At 71.9% G+C, this 14,537-nt stretch carries 15 protein-coding genes; 13 read left to right on the forward strand and 2 right to left on the reverse strand.

Annotated features, from left to right (window positions below):
• Positions 1 to 48: 48 nt before the first annotated feature.
• Genes ACWGJM_RS19170 through ACWGJM_RS19180 form a run of 3 tightly spaced genes read left to right on the forward strand, consistent with a single transcriptional unit; the run spans position 49 to position 2,339 of the window.
• Entirely contained in the window at positions 49 to 414 is a 366-nt protein-coding gene (locus tag ACWGJM_RS19170; protein WP_453412852.1) for a histidine triad nucleotide-binding protein, read from the forward strand.
• A gap of 6 nt (positions 415 to 420) precedes the next feature.
• The gene (locus tag ACWGJM_RS19175; protein WP_453412853.1) at positions 421 to 1,326 is read left to right on the forward strand and encodes a ribonuclease Z; all 906 of its coding nucleotides are present in this window, start codon (positions 421 to 423) and stop codon (positions 1,324 to 1,326) included.
• Between the two features lie 20 nt (positions 1,327 to 1,346).
• Positions 1,347 to 2,339, forward strand: coding sequence for an adenosine deaminase (locus ACWGJM_RS19180; protein WP_453412854.1), 993 nt, complete (start codon positions 1,347 to 1,349; stop codon positions 2,337 to 2,339).
• 203 nt (positions 2,340 to 2,542) lie between these two features.
• Here ACWGJM_RS19180 and ACWGJM_RS19185 read toward each other — a convergent pair whose 3' ends face one another.
• Together ACWGJM_RS19185 and ACWGJM_RS19190 are read right to left on the reverse strand one after the other, a co-directional pair.
• Positions 2,543 to 3,826 (reverse strand): MFS transporter, encoded by a 1,284-nt coding sequence (locus tag ACWGJM_RS19185; RefSeq protein WP_453412855.1) that lies wholly within the window; start codon positions 3,824 to 3,826, stop codon positions 2,543 to 2,545.
• 201 nt (positions 3,827 to 4,027) lie between these two features.
• On the reverse strand, positions 4,028 to 4,807 hold the full coding sequence (locus tag ACWGJM_RS19190) for an IclR family transcriptional regulator (RefSeq protein ID WP_453412856.1): 780 nt from the start codon (positions 4,805 to 4,807) through the stop codon (positions 4,028 to 4,030).
• Between the two features lie 95 nt (positions 4,808 to 4,902).
• Here ACWGJM_RS19190 and ACWGJM_RS19195 point away from each other — a divergent pair, with 95 nt between their 5' ends.
• From ACWGJM_RS19195 to ACWGJM_RS19240, 10 genes are all read left to right on the forward strand, one after another.
• Positions 4,903 to 5,841 (forward strand): 5-dehydro-4-deoxyglucarate dehydratase, encoded by a 939-nt coding sequence (locus ACWGJM_RS19195; RefSeq protein WP_453412857.1) that lies wholly within the window; start codon positions 4,903 to 4,905, stop codon positions 5,839 to 5,841.
• On the forward strand, positions 5,838 to 7,127 hold the full coding sequence (locus ACWGJM_RS19200) for a glucarate dehydratase family protein (RefSeq protein ID WP_453412858.1): 1,290 nt from the start codon (positions 5,838 to 5,840) through the stop codon (positions 7,125 to 7,127). The genes ACWGJM_RS19195 and ACWGJM_RS19200 overlap by 4 nt, the downstream gene beginning before the upstream one ends.
• A 95-nt stretch (positions 7,128 to 7,222) precedes the next feature.
• Entirely contained in the window at positions 7,223 to 8,374 is a 1,152-nt protein-coding gene (locus ACWGJM_RS19205) for a carbohydrate kinase family protein (protein WP_453412859.1), read from the forward strand.
• Positions 8,375 to 8,603: 229 nt separating this feature from the next.
• Entirely contained in the window at positions 8,604 to 9,674 is a 1,071-nt protein-coding gene (locus tag ACWGJM_RS19210; protein WP_453412860.1) for a PhoH family protein, read from the forward strand.
• 14 nt (positions 9,675 to 9,688) lie between these two features.
• Positions 9,689 to 10,186 (forward strand): rRNA maturation RNase YbeY, encoded by a 498-nt coding sequence (gene ybeY, locus ACWGJM_RS19215; protein ID WP_355931716.1) that lies wholly within the window; start codon positions 9,689 to 9,691, stop codon positions 10,184 to 10,186.
• A 9-nt stretch (positions 10,187 to 10,195) separates the two neighbouring features.
• On the forward strand, positions 10,196 to 11,506 hold the full coding sequence (locus ACWGJM_RS19220) for a hemolysin family protein (protein ID WP_453412861.1): 1,311 nt from the start codon (positions 10,196 to 10,198) through the stop codon (positions 11,504 to 11,506).
• Positions 11,503 to 11,862, forward strand: coding sequence for an MmcQ/YjbR family DNA-binding protein (locus tag ACWGJM_RS19225; protein WP_453412862.1), 360 nt, complete (start codon positions 11,503 to 11,505; stop codon positions 11,860 to 11,862). Before ACWGJM_RS19220 ends, ACWGJM_RS19225 begins: the two co-directional genes overlap by 4 nt.
• Before the next feature lie 17 nt (positions 11,863 to 11,879).
• The gene (locus ACWGJM_RS19230) at positions 11,880 to 12,233 is read left to right on the forward strand and encodes a cytidine deaminase (RefSeq protein WP_453412863.1); all 354 of its coding nucleotides are present in this window, start codon (positions 11,880 to 11,882) and stop codon (positions 12,231 to 12,233) included.
• 292 nt (positions 12,234 to 12,525) lie between these two features.
• Positions 12,526 to 13,002 (forward strand): hypothetical protein, encoded by a 477-nt coding sequence (locus tag ACWGJM_RS19235; RefSeq protein WP_453412864.1) that lies wholly within the window; start codon positions 12,526 to 12,528, stop codon positions 13,000 to 13,002.
• A 156-nt stretch (positions 13,003 to 13,158) separates the two neighbouring features.
• Entirely contained in the window at positions 13,159 to 14,487 is a 1,329-nt protein-coding gene (locus tag ACWGJM_RS19240; protein ID WP_453412865.1) for a beta-xylosidase, read from the forward strand.
• Positions 14,488 to 14,537: the final 50 nt, after the last annotated feature.

Genomic DNA, 14,537 nt, shown 5'->3' on the forward strand with positions numbered 1-14,537 from the left:
TCGATACGATGCCCCCGTACTGGATCACCGGCGTGAGGAGGCACACGCATGGCAGGGCAAGAAGGCGGCGCGCCGCAGGACGACTGCCTGTTCTGCAAGATCGTCGCGGGACACGTCCCGGCGACGATCGTCCGTGAGACCGAGACGACCGTCGCCTTCCGCGACATAAACCCCCAGGCGCCCACCCACGTCCTGGTGATCCCCAAGGCGCACTACCGGGACGCCGGCGCGCTCGCCGCCGGCGCACCGCAGCTCGCGGCTGACGTCCTGGCCGAGACCCAGGCGGTCGCCGACGACGAGAAGCTGGAGAGCTACCGCATCGTCTTCAACACCGGCAGCGGCGCCGGCCAGACGGTGTGGCACGCGCACGCCCACGTGCTCGGCGGCCGCGGCCTCCAGTGGCCTCCCGGATAAGCAGCCATGTCCGTACGCGAGTTGGTCGTCCTCGGCACCGCCAGTCAGGTCCCGACCCGGCACCGCAACCACAACGGCTATCTGCTGCGCTGGGACGGCGAGGGCATCCTGTTCGACCCCGGCGAGGGCACGCAGCGCCAGATGCTGCGCGCCGGGGTCGCCGCGCACGACCTGAACCGGATCTGCGTCACCCACTTCCACGGCGACCACTCCCTCGGGCTCGCCGGGGTCATCCAGCGCATCAACCTGGACAAGGTCCCGCACCCGGTCACCGCCCACTTCCCGCGCTCCGGTCAGCGCTTCTTCGACCGGCTGCGCCACGCGACGGCCTACCGGGAGACGGTCGACCTCACCGAGGCACCGGTCGACGCCGACGGCGACCTCGCGGTGACCGCCTCGTACACCCTCCAGGCGCGCAAGCTCTCCCACCCCGTGGAGTCCTACGGCTACCGGCTGACCGAGCCCGACGGGCGCCGCATGCTGCCCGAGCGGCTCGCCGCGCACGGCATCAAGGGGCCGGACGTCGGGCGGATCCAGCGCGAGGGCGTCCTCGGAGAGGTGACGCTGGAGCAGGTCAGCGAGGTGCGGCGCGGGCAGCGGTTCGCGTTCGTCATGGACACCCGGCTGTGCGACGGGGTGCACGCGCTCGCCGAGGGCTGCGACATGCTGGTCATCGAGTCCACCTTCCTCGACGAGGACGAGGAGCTCGCCGACGAGCACGGTCATCTGACAGCCGGTCAGGCGGCGCGGGTGGCCCGGGACGGCGGTGTACGCCACCTCGTCCTCACCCACTTCAGTCAGCGCTACTCCGACCCGGACGAATTCGAACGGCAGGCGCGGGCGGTCGGGTTCGATGGAGAGCTGACGGTGGCGCACGACCTTCAGAGGGTGCCGGTTCCGAAACGGCGATAAAACGGCCGTACGATGCTTTGATGTCCCTCCCCAAAGCAGAACTGCACCTCCACATCGAAGGCACCCTGGAGCCCGAGCTGGCGTTTCGGCTCGCCGAGCGCAATGACGTCACCCTGCCGTACGCGGACACCGACGAGCTGCGCAAGGCGTACCAGTTCGAGGACCTCCAGTCCTTCCTGAACCTGTACTACGAGCTGATGGCAGTCCTGCGCACCGAGCAGGACTTCGCGGACCTGGCCGACGCCTACCTCGCCCGCGCCGCCGCCCAGGGCGTGCGGCACGCGGAGATCTTCTTCGACCCGCAGGCGCACATCTCCCGGGGCGTCGGCATGGGCACGGTCGTGGAGGGGCTCTGGCGGGCGCTCGGCCGCAGTGCGGAGAACCACGGCGTCTCCACCAAGCTGATCATGTGCTTCCTGCGGGACGAGTCCGCCGAGTCGGCCATGGAGACCCTGGAAGCGGCCAGGCCCTTCCTCGACCGGATCACCGGCGTCGGCCTGGACTCGGCCGAGGTCGGCCACCCGCCGGTGAAGTTCCGCGAGGTGTACCGGGCCGCCGCCGCGCTCGGACTGCGCCGGGTGGCGCACGCCGGTGAGGAGGGCCCGCCGGAGTACATCACCGAGGCGCTGGACGTGCTCGGCGTGGAGCGCGTCGACCACGGCCTGCGCTGCGTGGAGGACCCGGCGCTGGTCGCCCGGCTGGTCCGCGACCGGATCCCGCTGACCCTGTGCCCCCTGTCCAACGTCCGGCTCCGCGCCGTCGACGTCCTCGCCGAGCACCCGCTGCCCGCCATGCTCGACGCGGGCCTGCTCTGCACGGTCAACTCCGACGACCCCGCCTACTTCGGCGGCTACGCCGGCGACAACTTCCGAGCCGTCCGGGAGACGCTGGGCCTGACCGACGACCGCCTGCGCGAACTGGCCCGGAACTCCTTCCTGGCGTCCTTCCTGGAGGACGACGAGGAGCTCCGGGCCCGTTACCTCGCGGAGGTCGAGGCGTACGAGTTCGGCTAGCCGCCGATTCGAGCGGAGCACGGGTCCCCGTGTGGCTGCCGCCCGCCGAGGACGGCCCGCCGCGTTGTCGGACCGCGGCGGGCGTCCGCTGGGACGGGGCGTCGAGACGGGGCGAACGGCCGGGAAACCGTGTCCGGACCTGCCGGTCGGGAGGGCCGGGGGCGGCCGTCTTCCGCCGCCCTCGGGAGCCTGTCGCGTGTCGGCTAGTTCGCGGAAGTGGCGGCGTACGAGTTCGGGGACGCCGTGTCGTAGGCCTGGCGGGCGGGGGCGGCCGTGGTGTCCACCGGGACCTCCACGACCTCCACCGTCGCGGCGACCGGCAGCGGGCGCCGGGTCGCGCGCAGCGCCACCGCCGTCATCGGCGCCGCGATCAGCAGCAGCCCGACGGCCAGGACCTCGCCCATGACGGGGAAGCCCGCCCGCGCGGACAACAGGCTGCCGGCCAGCGGACCCGCCGCCGTGCCCAGTGAGCCGGCGGAGCCGACCAGGACCGCCCAGCGGCCGCGCGGGTCGAGGGAGACGGCGAGGCCGATCAGGTACGACAGCACGATCGGGTAGAGCGCGTTCCAGGCGATCTCGCCCGCCGCGAAGGTCGGCAGGTCCCTCGCCGAGGCGCTGAGCGCGATGCAGGCCGCGATGAGTGCCGTACCCGCCCCGATCGGCACCGCCCGGCCGAGCCGCGGCCCGAGCGCGCCCGACCCGACGACCCCGAGCAGCCCGGCGCCGAGTGCGATCGCGAACACCGCGCCGACGGTCACCTCGGTGAGGTGCGCCTGGGCCAGGCCGATCCGGCCGCTGACGCCCCACAGGGCGTTCTGGGCCAGGGACCAGCAGGGCATCGCGGCGGCGAGGAGCAGGCCGGAGCGCGGGTGGGGGAGGGGGCTCCGTGCGACGTGGCCGCGGGCGGCGGTGGCAGGGGCGGACAGGCGGCCGGTGAGCGGCCACACCGCGATCGCGGCGAGCGCGATCGCGGCCAGCGGCTGCCCGTGGCCCGGGCCGAGGTGCGGGACCGTCAGATACACGACGCCCGCGAGGGCGGAGACGCTGAGCAGGCCGAGCGTGGTGACCCGGTGCGGATCGCTCCCCCAAGCTCTCGACTCCGCTCGAGCAGGGGGCGCCCCCAGGGCGGCGATGCCGGTGGCCGCGACCGCGGTGACCGTGCCCGAGCCGAACCCGCCGAGGACCGCGCCCGCGACGACGGCCGGTACCGCACCGGTGAGCGCGGCCCCGCCGTAGCCGAGGACGGCCAGCGCGAGCCCGGTCCGGGCGAGCGCGCGGGCCCCGAGCCGCTCCACCCTGGAGGCCAGCAGGAACCCCGCCGTGGCCGAACTCAGCAGCAGCGCACTGCCGATGGCCCCGGCCTGGGTGGCGGAGAGGGGAAGCCCCGCGTCGAGTCTGCCCACGGTGGTGGGCAGGAGGTACGGGGCGAGGTACCCGGCCGTGAAAAGGGCGACGAGGGGCCAGGGCGTGGTGCGGGGGGAGGACACGGGCGTTCCCAGGGCATGCGAAAGGAGCGGCTCAAGAAGGGGGGTTGGGCGCAGGCCGTCGACGGACGGGAACGCGCGAGCTAGTTGTATCAAGCACGCGGTTGCGGAAGAAGCGCGAAGAGTACGTGAAAGACGTGATCTAGGTCACATTGCGTTTGGGGTTGGAGGAGTCGGGTAAACGGGCGCCCCTTCACTGGTGGGCTACCGCCAGTTCACCGCTCCACCCGCCCCGGGCGCCGTCTCCTCGATCTTCGCCCTGATCTCCCGCATCACCGCCACGATCCGCTCCTCGTGGCCCGGTGTCAGCCGGGCGACCGGCACCGAGCAGCTGATCGCGTCCTGGGCGGGGGAGTCGTAGCGCAGGGCGAAACCGAAACCGACGATGCCGAGGACGCCCTCCTCGCGGTCGACCGAGTAGCCGCGGGCCCGGGTCTCGGCGAGGTCGGCCGCCAAGGACTCGCGGGTGGTGCGGGAGTTGGGCGTCAGCGCCGCGTACGGCCCCTCGGGCAGCTCGGCGTCCGGGCGCTCCGCGAGCAGCGCCTTGCCGAGCGCGCCGGCGTGCGCGGGCAGCCGCCGCCCCACCCGGCTGATGGTCCGCAGGTATTCGTGCGACTCCCGCGTCGCCAGGTACGCCACGTCCCGGCCGTCCAGCCGCCCCAGATGGATGGTCTCGCCCAGCGCCTCGGAGGCCTCGTCGAGACAGGGGCGTACGGCGCGCACCCGCGGGTCGGAGTCCAGGTAGCCGGTGCCGGTGAGCAGCGCGTGGATGCCGATGCCGTACAGGGACCCGGTGACGTCCGTGCGCACCCAGCCCCTGCCGATGAGGGTCTGAAGCAGCGCGTACATCGAACTGCGCGGCACGCCGAGCTCGTCCGCCAGCTCCTGGAGCCGCGCCGGACGGTCGCCGCGCGCGGCGAGCACTTCCAGCAGCTCGACCGTCCGCGCCGCGGACTTCACCTCGCGGACGCCCCCTGTCTCCATGGAGCGATCGTAGTCGGGGCCTGCCGGGCCATTGACGGCCGTCGTTCGCGTATCTAATCTCCATCTACGTACGTGGATGACGTCTACATGGGGAGATGCTCAGGGTGAACGGCGTTACGGACCGGCTGCGGACCGGGATGGCGAACGGTGTGCTGTCGTTCCCGCTGACGAGCTTCCACGCGGACGGCTCCCTCGACCCCGACGGCTTCCGCGCCCATGTCGCGGCGCAGATCGCCACCGCCCCCGGGGCCGTCTTCCCCGCCTGCGGCACGGGCGAGTTCTTCTCGCTGGACGAGGACGAGTACCGCCAGGTCGTCTCCATCGCGGTCCAGGAGGCGGCGGGCCGTGTACCCGTCGTGGCGGGCGTCGGATACGGCTGGGCGCAGGCCGTACGGTTCGCGCGCATCGCCGAGGAGGCCGGCGCCGACGCGCTCCTCGTCCTGCCGCACTACCTCGTCGCCGCCCCGCAGGACGGACTGGTCGCCCAGCTGGAACACATCGCGGCCCGCACCCGGCTGCCGCTCATCGCCTACCAGCGCGGCCAGGTCGCCCTCGGCACGGACGCCTTCCGGCGGATCACGGCGATCCCCGGCGTCATCGGCCTCAAGGACGGCCACAGCGACCTCGACCGCCTCCAGCGCCTCACCCTGGCCGCCCCCGAGGGCTTCCTGTTCTTCAACGGGGCCGCCACCGCCGAGATCCAGGCCCGGGCCTACGCCACCGTCGGCGTCCCCGCCTACTCCTCCGCCGTGCACGCCTTCGCCCCCGAGATCGCGAACGCCTTCTTCGCCGCGCTGCGGGGCGGCGACGACGGCACGGCGGACAAGCTGCTGCGCGACTTCTACGTCCCGTTCGTCGAACTCCGCGACCGGGTCCCCGGCTACGCCGTGTCGCTGGTGAAGGCGGCGGCCCGGCTGCGCGGCCGACCGGTGGGTCCCGTGCGCGCCCCGCTCACCGACCCGTCGGCCGCCGACCTGGCCGACCTGAAGACCCTGCTCGCCTCCGGACTCGACCTCGTAGGAGCCACCCTGTGAACCTCGCCATCACGGACGTACGGCTGACCCCGATCCTGGTCGCCGACCCGCCCCTGCTCAACACGCAGGGCGTGCACCAGCCGTACACGCCCCGGCTCATCGTGGAGGTCGTCACGGCCGACGGGATCACGGGCGTCGGCGAGACGTACGGCGACACCAAGTACCTGGAGCTCGCCCGCCCGTTCGCCGACGGGCTGGTCGGCCGGCAGGTCAGCGATCTCAATGGGCTGTTCACCCTCGCGGACGAGGTGTCCGTGGACGCCTCCCGGGTCTCCGGCCAGGTCGACGTCGGCGGGCTGCGCGGGGTGCAGACCGCCGACAAGCTGCGGCTGTCCGTCGTCTCCGGCTTCGAGGTCGCCTGCCTCGACGCCCTCGGCAAGGCCCTCGGCCTGCCGGTGCACGCGCTGCTCGGCGGCAAGCTGCGGGACGAGGTCGAGTACAGCGCGTACCTCTTCTACAAGTGGGCCGCTCATCCGGAGGGCATCCCCGCGGAGAAGGACGACTGGGGTGCCGCCGTCGACCCGGCCGGAGTCGTCGAACAGGCCCGGAAGTTCAAGGAGCGGTACGGGTTCACCTCCTTCAAGCTCAAGGGCGGCGTCTTCCCGCCGGACGAGGAGATCGCGGCCGTACGGGCACTGGCCGAGGCGTTCCCGGGGCATCCCCTGCGCCTCGACCCCAACGGCGCCTGGTCCGTGGAGACCTCGCTGAAGGTGGCGAACGAGCTGGGGGACGTCCTCGAGTACCTGGAGGACCCGGCGCTCGGCACCCCCGCCATGGCCGAGGTGGCCGCCGGGACCGACGTACCGCTGGCCACCAACATGTGCGTGACGACCTTCGCCGAGATCAGGGAGGCGTTCACGAAGAACGCCGTCCAGGTCGTCCTGTCCGACCACCACTACTGGGGCGGCCTGCGCAACACCCAGCAGCTCGCCGCGATCTGCCGCACCTTCGGCGTCGGGGTGTCCATGCACTCCAACACCCACCTGGGGATCAGCCTGGCCGCGATGACCCACGTGGCGTCCACCGTCCCGGGCCTCCACCACGCCTGCGACTCGCACTACCCCTGGCAGTCGGAGGACGTGCTCACCGAGCGGCTGACCTTCACCGGCGGCCGGGTCGCCGTGCCGGACGCCCCCGGGCTCGGCGTGGAACTCGACCGGGAGAAGCTGGCGTTCCTGCACCGCCGCTGGGCGCAGGACGACGGCTCGCTGCGGGACCGCGACGACGCCGCGGCGATGCGCGTCGCCGACCCGCGGTGGGTCACGCCGGCCGTGCCGCGCTGGTAAGCCCCTGAGGTCACCGGCGCACCCGGCGGCACGCCCCCGCCGGGTGGGCGAAGTGGTGCACACTGGCCAGATCCGCACCACCAGGGAGCGCCATCGTGACCGCGTCCAACGCGTTTGCCGGATTCGCCGGAGAGGAACGGGAGCACCTCGGAGAGGCCCCGCACGCCCACGCCCACGTCGACCCGCTCGCCGCCGTGCGCTCGTCGGCCGACCCGCCCTGGGACGTCTACCTCACCGGCACCGTCTTCCTGGACATCATCTTCACCGGGCTCGACACCGCCCCGGTGCGCGGAACCGAGTCCTGGGCGCGCGGGATGGGCTCGAGCCCCGGCGGCGTCGCCAACATGGCCACCGCACTGGCCCGCCTGGGCCTGCGGACGTCGCTGGCGGCGGCCTTCGGGGACGACCACTACGGCGAGTACTGCTGGGACGCGCTCGAACAGGGCGAGGGCATCGACCTCTCCGCCTCCCGCACCGTCCCCGGCTGGCACTCCCCGGTGACCGTCTCCATGGCCTACGAGGGCGAACGCACCATGGTCTCCCACGGCCACGAACCGCCCCCCGAGGAGCCCGCCCCCGATTGCCCGCCCCGCGCGCGGGCGGCCGTCGCCTCACTGATCCCGGGCCGGCGGGCGCACTGGATCGCGCAGGCGGCGAGCGAGGGCACCCGGATCTTCGCCGACGTCGGCTGGGACGACACCGGTGCCTGGGACCTGACCGGGCTGGCCGACCTGGAGCACTGCGAGGCGTTCCTGCCGAACGCCGAGGAAGCCATGCGCTACACGGGCGCCGACTCCCCGCGCGCGGCGGCCCACGCTCTCTGCGAGTACGTACCGGTGGCGGTGGTCACCCTCGGCGCGGAGGGCGCCTACGCGGTGGACCGGCGCACCGGCGAGAGCGCCGAGGTGCCCGCGATCGCCGTCGAGGCCCTCGACCCCACCGGCGCCGGGGACGTCTTCGTCGCCGGTTTCGTCACCGGCACCCTGGCGGGCTGGCCGCTCGCGGACCGCCTCGCCTTCGCCGGGCTGACCGCCGCGCTGTCGGTCCAGGAGTTCGGCGGCTCCCTGTCGGCCCCCGGGTGGGCGGAGATCGGAGCGTGGTGGCACCGGGTCCAGTCGGTGGCCGGCCAGGACCCCGCGGCCCTGCGCCGGTACGCGTTCCTGGCCGGCCTGGCCCCCCAGGAGCCGCTCACGGCGTGGCCCCGGCGCAGAGCGGTGCCGACGATCGGGTTCGGCCGTTCGGCCTGACGGTTTCCGGCACCGGTCAGTACCACTCAGCCCGTCCGGCGTTCGAGGACGAGGCCAGTTCAGGGCCTGAGCGGGGGCCTGGGGGCAGCCCCCAGGGGCGGTGAGGACACGGGCCCTCGCGAAAAGCCCTACGGCGTTGTCAGCCCCCCGTCGTACTCTTGATAGCGCGAGGCCGCCCTCAGCTACGCGGCCGTGACGAGGAGGAACCGCAGGCCTTAAGAGCCGGCCCATGACTCAGACACCCACAGCTCGCACCCCCGCGCAGGAGCAGGCGAAAGCACAGATCACCGTTCCCGCACAGCACCCCATGGTCACCGTACTGGGGTCCGGCGACTCCCTTCTGCGCGTGATCGAGAAGGCCTTCCCGGCGGCCGACATCCACGTCCGGGGCAACGAGATCAGCGCGGTCGGCGACCCGGCGGAAGTCGCCCTCATCCAGCGCGTGTTCGACGAGATGATGCTGGTGCTCCGCACCGGGCAGCCGATGACGGAGGACGCAGTGGAACGCTCGATCGCCATGCTGAAGGCGAGCGAGGCAGGGACGAGCGACGGGCAGGAGACCCCGGCCCAGGTACTGACGCAGAACATCCTGTCCTCGCGCGGCCGCACGATCCGCCCCAAGACGCTGAACCAGAAGCGGTACGTCGACGCCATCGACAAGCACACCATCGTCTTCGGTATCGGCCCCGCAGGCACCGGCAAGACCTACCTGGCCATGGCCAAGGCGGTGCAGGCCCTTCAGTCCAAGCAGGTCAACCGCATCATCCTGACCCGCCCGGCGGTCGAGGCGGGCGAGCGGCTGGGCTTCCTGCCCGGCACGCTCTACGAGAAGATCGACCCCTACCTGCGCCCGCTCTACGACGCGCTGCACGACATGCTCGACCCGGACTCGATTCCCAGGCTCATGGCCGCCGGGACCATCGAGGTCGCGCCGCTCGCCTATATGCGCGGTCGCACGCTCAACGACGCCTTCATCATCCTGGACGAGGCCCAGAACACGAGCCCCGAGCAGATGAAGATGTTCCTCACCCGCCTCGGCTTCGACTCCAAGATAGTCATCACGGGTGACGTGACGCAGGTGGACCTGCCGACCGGCACCAAGTCGGGTCTGCGGCAGGTGCAGGAGATCCTGGAGGGGCTCGACGACGTCCACTTCTCCCGGCTGTCGTCGCAGGATGTCGTACGGCACAAGCTCGTCGGCCGTATCGTCGACGCGTACGAGCAGTACGACACCAAGCACGGCACGGAGAACGGCACGCACAAGGGCGTCCGGGGCAAGGCCGGGCACAAGGGGAAGTAGACAAGCACAGCACCATGTCGATCGACGTCAACAACGAGTCCGGAACCGAGGTCGACGAGCAGGCGATCCTCGACATCGCCCGCTACGCGCTCGCTCGGATGCGCATCCACCCCCTCTCCGAGCTCTCGGTGATCGTCGTGGACGCCGGCGCCATGGAGCAGCTGCACATCCAGTGGATGGACCTGCCCGGGCCGACCGATGTCATGTCCTTCCCGATGGACGAGCTCCGGCCGCCGGGCAAGGACGACGAGGAGCCCCCGCAGGGGCTCCTCGGCGACATCGTGCTCTGCCCGGAGGTCGCCGCCAAGCAGGGGGCGGAGGCGCCCACGCAGCACTCCATGGACGAGGAGCTCCAGCTGCTCACCGTCCACGGCGTGCTGCACCTGCTCGGGTACGACCACGAGGAACCCGACGAGAAGGCCGAGATGTTCGGGCTCCAGGCCGCGATCGTGGACGGCTGGCGGGCCGAGCAGGGCCTGACCGGGCCGTCCCCGGCGCCGACGGTCTCGTAAGCGCGGCTCATGAGTCCTCAGATCGTCCTCGGCGCGATCGCCCTGGTCGTCGTGGCCTGGCTCGCCGCCTGCGCGGAGGCGGGCCTCGCCCGGGTCTCCAGCTTCCGGGCGGAGGAGGCGGTGAAGTCCGGGCGGCGCGGCAGCGCCAAGCTCGCCCAGGTCGCCGCCGACCCCACCCGCTACCTCAACGTGGCCCTGCTGGTCCGCGTCGCCTGCGAGATGGCGGCCGCGGCGCTGGTCACGTACGCCTGCCTGAAGGAGATCCACGGCACCGCCCAGGCCCTGCTCGTCGCGATCGGCGTCATGGTGCTGGTGTCGTACGTCGCCGTCGGCGTCTCCCCGCGCACCATCGGCCGCCAGCATCCGCTGAACACGGCGACGGCGGCGGCGTACGTCCTGCTGCCGCTGGCGCGGATCATGGGCCCGATCCCGTACCTGCTGATCCTCATCGGCAACGCCCTCACCCCCGGCAAGGGCTTCCGCCGCGGCCCCTTCGCCTCCGAGGCGGAGCTGCGCGCGCTGGTCGACCTCGCCGAGCAGGAGTCCCTGATCGAGGACGACGAGCGCCGCATGGTGCACTCCGTCTTCGAGCTCGGCGACACCCTGGTCCGCGAGGTCATGGTCCCCCGGACCGACCTGGTCGTCATCGAGCGCTACAAGACCATCCGCCAGGCCCTCACCCTGGCCCTCAGGTCCGGCTTCTCACGCATCCCCGTCACCGGCGAGAACGAGGACGACATCGTCGGGATCGTGTACCTGAAGGACCTGGTCCGCAAGACGCACATCAGCCGCGACGCCGAGAACGAGCTGGTGTCCACGGCGATGCGGCCCGCGTTCTTCGTACCCGACACCAAGAACGCCGGCGATCTGCTGCGCGAGATGCAGAAGCAGCGCAACCACGTCGCCGTCGCCATCGACGAGTACGGCGGCACGGCGGGCATCGTCACCATCGAGGACATCCTCGAGGAGATCGTCGGCGAGATCACCGACGAGTACGACCGTGAACTCCCGCCCGTCGAGGACCTCGGCGACGGCCGCCACCGGGTCACCGCCCGCCTCGACATCACCGACCTCGGCGAGCTGTACGGCCTGGAGGAGTACGACGACGAGGACGTGGAGACCGTCGGCGGCCTGCTGGCCAAGGCGCTGGGCCGGGTGCCCATCGCCGGGGCCTCCGCCGAGGTGGAACTGCCGGACGGGCGCAAGCTGCGTCTGACGGCGGAGGCGGCGGCCGGGCGGCGGAACAAGATCGTGACGGTGCTGGTGGAGCCGGTGGCCCCCGAGGACCTGCCGGAGGACGAGGAGACGAAGCCGGAGTGACGCCCAAGGAGCTGCGCGCGTTCTGCCTGTCGTTCAACGCGGCGGTGGAGGACTTCCCGTTCAACTTGGAGATCTCGGTCTTCAAGGTGCTGGGCAAGATGTTCGCGCTGAGCCGGCTGGACGACCGGCCCCTGAAGGTCAACCTCAAGTGCGACCCCGAGGACGCGGTGCGGCTCCGGGCCGAGCACGAGGGGCTGATCGCTCCCGGCTACCACATGAGCAAGCGCCACTGGAACACCGTCACCGTCGAGGGCGAGCTCCCGGACCGCCTGGTCCGGGAGCTCATCGAGGACTCGTACGACCTGGTGGTCGCCGGACTACCGCGAGCCGACCGCCTCCGCCTCGACCGCCCCTGACTCCGTATGCTCGGGGCATGACCGACAGCAGCGCGCTTGATCCCGAGGACCGCAAGATCGTCACCCTGGCCCGTTCCGCGCGGGCCCGCAACGGTGTGCCGGAGGGTGCGGCGGTGCGGGACGAGACGGGCCGTACGTATGTCGCCGGGACCGTGGCCCTCGACTCCCTCCAGCTGAGCGCCCTGCGGACGGCGGTCGCGATGGCGGTGGCGTCCGGCGCGAAGTCCTTGGAGGCGGCGGCGGTGGTGACGGAGGCGGAGGAACTCCCCGCGGAGGACCTCGCGGCCGTGCGGGATCTTGGCGGGGCGGGGACGCCGGTGCTGGTGGCCGGGCCTGACGGCGCGGTCCGGCTGACCGCCTCCGCGGGCTGAGCTCCCAGGGGCTGCGCCCCCTGGCCCCCCATCGGCCTGAACGGCCTCGTCCTCAAGCGCCGGACGGGCTGAGTGATGCCGGGCCGGGGTGGAGAGTGAGCCCGGGACGGGTTGAAAAGTGAATAGGCCGGAATTCAACCTTGCAAGCGCTTGCCCGCCGCGCATCAATGAGACCGTCACTTCCGACGGACCGTCAGATACGGGGCCGCCGTGCAGTTGACCGCACCCACCTGCCGAGACCGGACGGCCCGTCGACCCGCATTCACAGGCGACGGGAAGGAAGCTCATGCCCATGAGAGGCAAGCGCGCAAGCACGGGTGCGGCAGTACTGGTCGGGGCCCTCGCGGTCACCGGACTCGCCTTCGCGCCCACCGCGGCCGCCGTCACTCCGACGTCGGCGACGATCAACGCCGGCTGCGGCCTGTTCGGCGGCGGGGCGGCGACGCTCACCGCCACGCAGAGCGGCACCTCGGCCACCATCACCCTCACGTCCACCGCCATCACGACACCGCTCGCACTGGCGCAGGACTCGATCGCGTCCAAGCTCACCATGGTGAAGGCGAGCGGCGGCACGACCGTCTTCACCGGGACGAAGAATCCGGGCATGGCCGCCGGGGACCCCGTGACGGTCGGTCCGCTCAGCGGCACCGTGGCCTCCGGCGACAGCCTGGAGTTCTACGGCGGTTCGTTGCAGATGACCATCTTCGGGATCACCGTCACCTGTACGGCGACCGCGAAGCAGCAGCCCGGCCCGTTCGTGTTCGACTGAGTGGTCGGCTGAGTGAGCTGTTCCGGATGCCGCAGAACTGATGATCCGTCAGGTTTCTGCGGCATCTGCATTGACTTCTCACGCTGCCTCCTCATCAATGGCCCCCTGTCGGCGCAGACGAGCCGCTGCGCCCGCATCCCTCAGGAGGGGGCAAGCATGGGTCCGAGACTCCGAAGACCGCACCGGCGCCGCTGGGCGTCGCTGCTCGCGGTGACCACGGTCGCGGTCACCGCGGGCGGGGCGCTGGCCTGCCCGGCCGGCGCGGCGGGCAGCAACGTGGACTTCGCGACGCACTGCATCCCGCCCGCCATCGCGGGCCTGCCGCCGATCGACGGCACCACCACCGCGAACGTCTCGGTGGACAACACCAGCCCCAAGGTCGGCGACACGGTCACCGTGACGTACACCGTGGTCACCCCCGCCGCCAACAACCCCACCGACCTGGCTCTGCCCGCCGACATCATGACCCCGACCGGCAAGGTCACCCTCGGCGGCGCGCAGACGGGTGACGTGACGGTGGCGGGGCCGAAGAAGAACGACCCGGTGCCCGGCAAGGGCGTCTTCCCGTCGTTCTCCATGACCGGCACGTTCAAGGTCACCTCGCCCGGCGCGATCAAGCTCTCGCCAGGCGACTACAACATCCACACCAGCTACATCCTGGAGCTGGACACCCCGTGCACGGTGACCAACCCGCCCGCGCCGGTCTCCGAGACCGTCACCGCGACGGACTCGACGCCGGTCAACAACCGTGCCATCACGCTGGGTTCGGCCTCCGGGAACCCCGGTGACAGTGTCACCGTCAACGGCGCCGGCTTCACGGCGGGCGCGACCGTCACGCTGGCCGGACGCTCCGGGGGCGCACAGACCGCGGACACCGCGACCGTGACCGCCGGCACCGACGGCTCCTTCAGCGGCTCGCTCGTCGTGAACGACAAGACGACGACCGGGATCGTGGCCTACGAGGGCTCCTCCTGGAGCGCGGAGAAGGGTGCCCCGCCCGCGTCCTACGTCGTGAACGACACCACGCCCGTACCCGCCGGCAGCCAGAAGCTGACGACGACCGTGAAGGCGGGGACGCTGTCGATGTCCCAGGCCGGGGACGCCGTCTCGCTGTCGGCGGTCGACTTCGGCAAGGGCGGGGCGTCGACCGGCTCCCTCAACACGGTGACCGTCAAGGACTTCCGCGGCGGCCCCGCGGGCTGGTCCCTGACCGGCAAGGTCACCGACTTCACCGGTCCCGGCGCCAAGATCGACGCCGGAAAGCTCAGCTGGACCCCCGCCTGCGCCACCAAGGCGGGCAGCCCGAGCACCTGCAAGGCCGGTTCGGCGGGCACGGTGGGCACCTCGGGAGCGACCCTGGCGTCGACCCCCGACGGCACGCTCACCGGCGGTGAGTTCACCGTCGATGCCGGACTCTCCCTGGACGTACCGGCGTTCACGCCTCCGGGCTCGTACTCCGGCGTCCTCACCCTCACGCTCAGCTGAGCGTACGCGTCACCTCGCCGGTGGCCGGGCGCCCGACCGCACCGGGGCCG

Source organism: Streptomyces sp. NPDC054834 (assembly GCF_053611185.1).

Excerpts from the sequence above, each read along its gene's own strand:
- ACWGJM_RS19170 (WP_453412852.1), top strand. The coding sequence starts at position 49 with ATGGCAGGGCAAGAAGGCGGCGCGCCGCAGGACGACTGCCTGTTCTGC.
- ACWGJM_RS19175 (WP_453412853.1), top strand. The coding sequence starts at position 421 with ATGTCCGTACGCGAGTTGGTCGTCCTCGGCACCGCCAGTCAGGTCCCG.
- ACWGJM_RS19180 (WP_453412854.1), top strand. The coding sequence starts at position 1,347 with ATGTCCCTCCCCAAAGCAGAACTGCACCTCCACATCGAAGGCACCCTG.
- ACWGJM_RS19190 (WP_453412856.1), bottom strand. The coding sequence starts at position 4,807 with ATGGAGACAGGGGGCGTCCGCGAGGTGAAGTCCGCGGCGCGGACGGTC.
- ACWGJM_RS19195 (WP_453412857.1), top strand. The coding sequence starts at position 4,903 with ATGCTCAGGGTGAACGGCGTTACGGACCGGCTGCGGACCGGGATGGCG.
- ACWGJM_RS19210 (WP_453412860.1), top strand. The coding sequence starts at position 8,604 with ATGACTCAGACACCCACAGCTCGCACCCCCGCGCAGGAGCAGGCGAAA.
- ybeY (WP_355931716.1), top strand. The coding sequence starts at position 9,689 with ATGTCGATCGACGTCAACAACGAGTCCGGAACCGAGGTCGACGAGCAG.
- ACWGJM_RS19220 (WP_453412861.1), top strand. The coding sequence starts at position 10,196 with ATGAGTCCTCAGATCGTCCTCGGCGCGATCGCCCTGGTCGTCGTGGCC.
- ACWGJM_RS19230 (WP_453412863.1), top strand. The coding sequence starts at position 11,880 with ATGACCGACAGCAGCGCGCTTGATCCCGAGGACCGCAAGATCGTCACC.
- ACWGJM_RS19235 (WP_453412864.1), top strand. The coding sequence starts at position 12,526 with ATGAGAGGCAAGCGCGCAAGCACGGGTGCGGCAGTACTGGTCGGGGCC.
- ACWGJM_RS19240 (WP_453412865.1), top strand. The coding sequence starts at position 13,159 with ATGGGTCCGAGACTCCGAAGACCGCACCGGCGCCGCTGGGCGTCGCTG.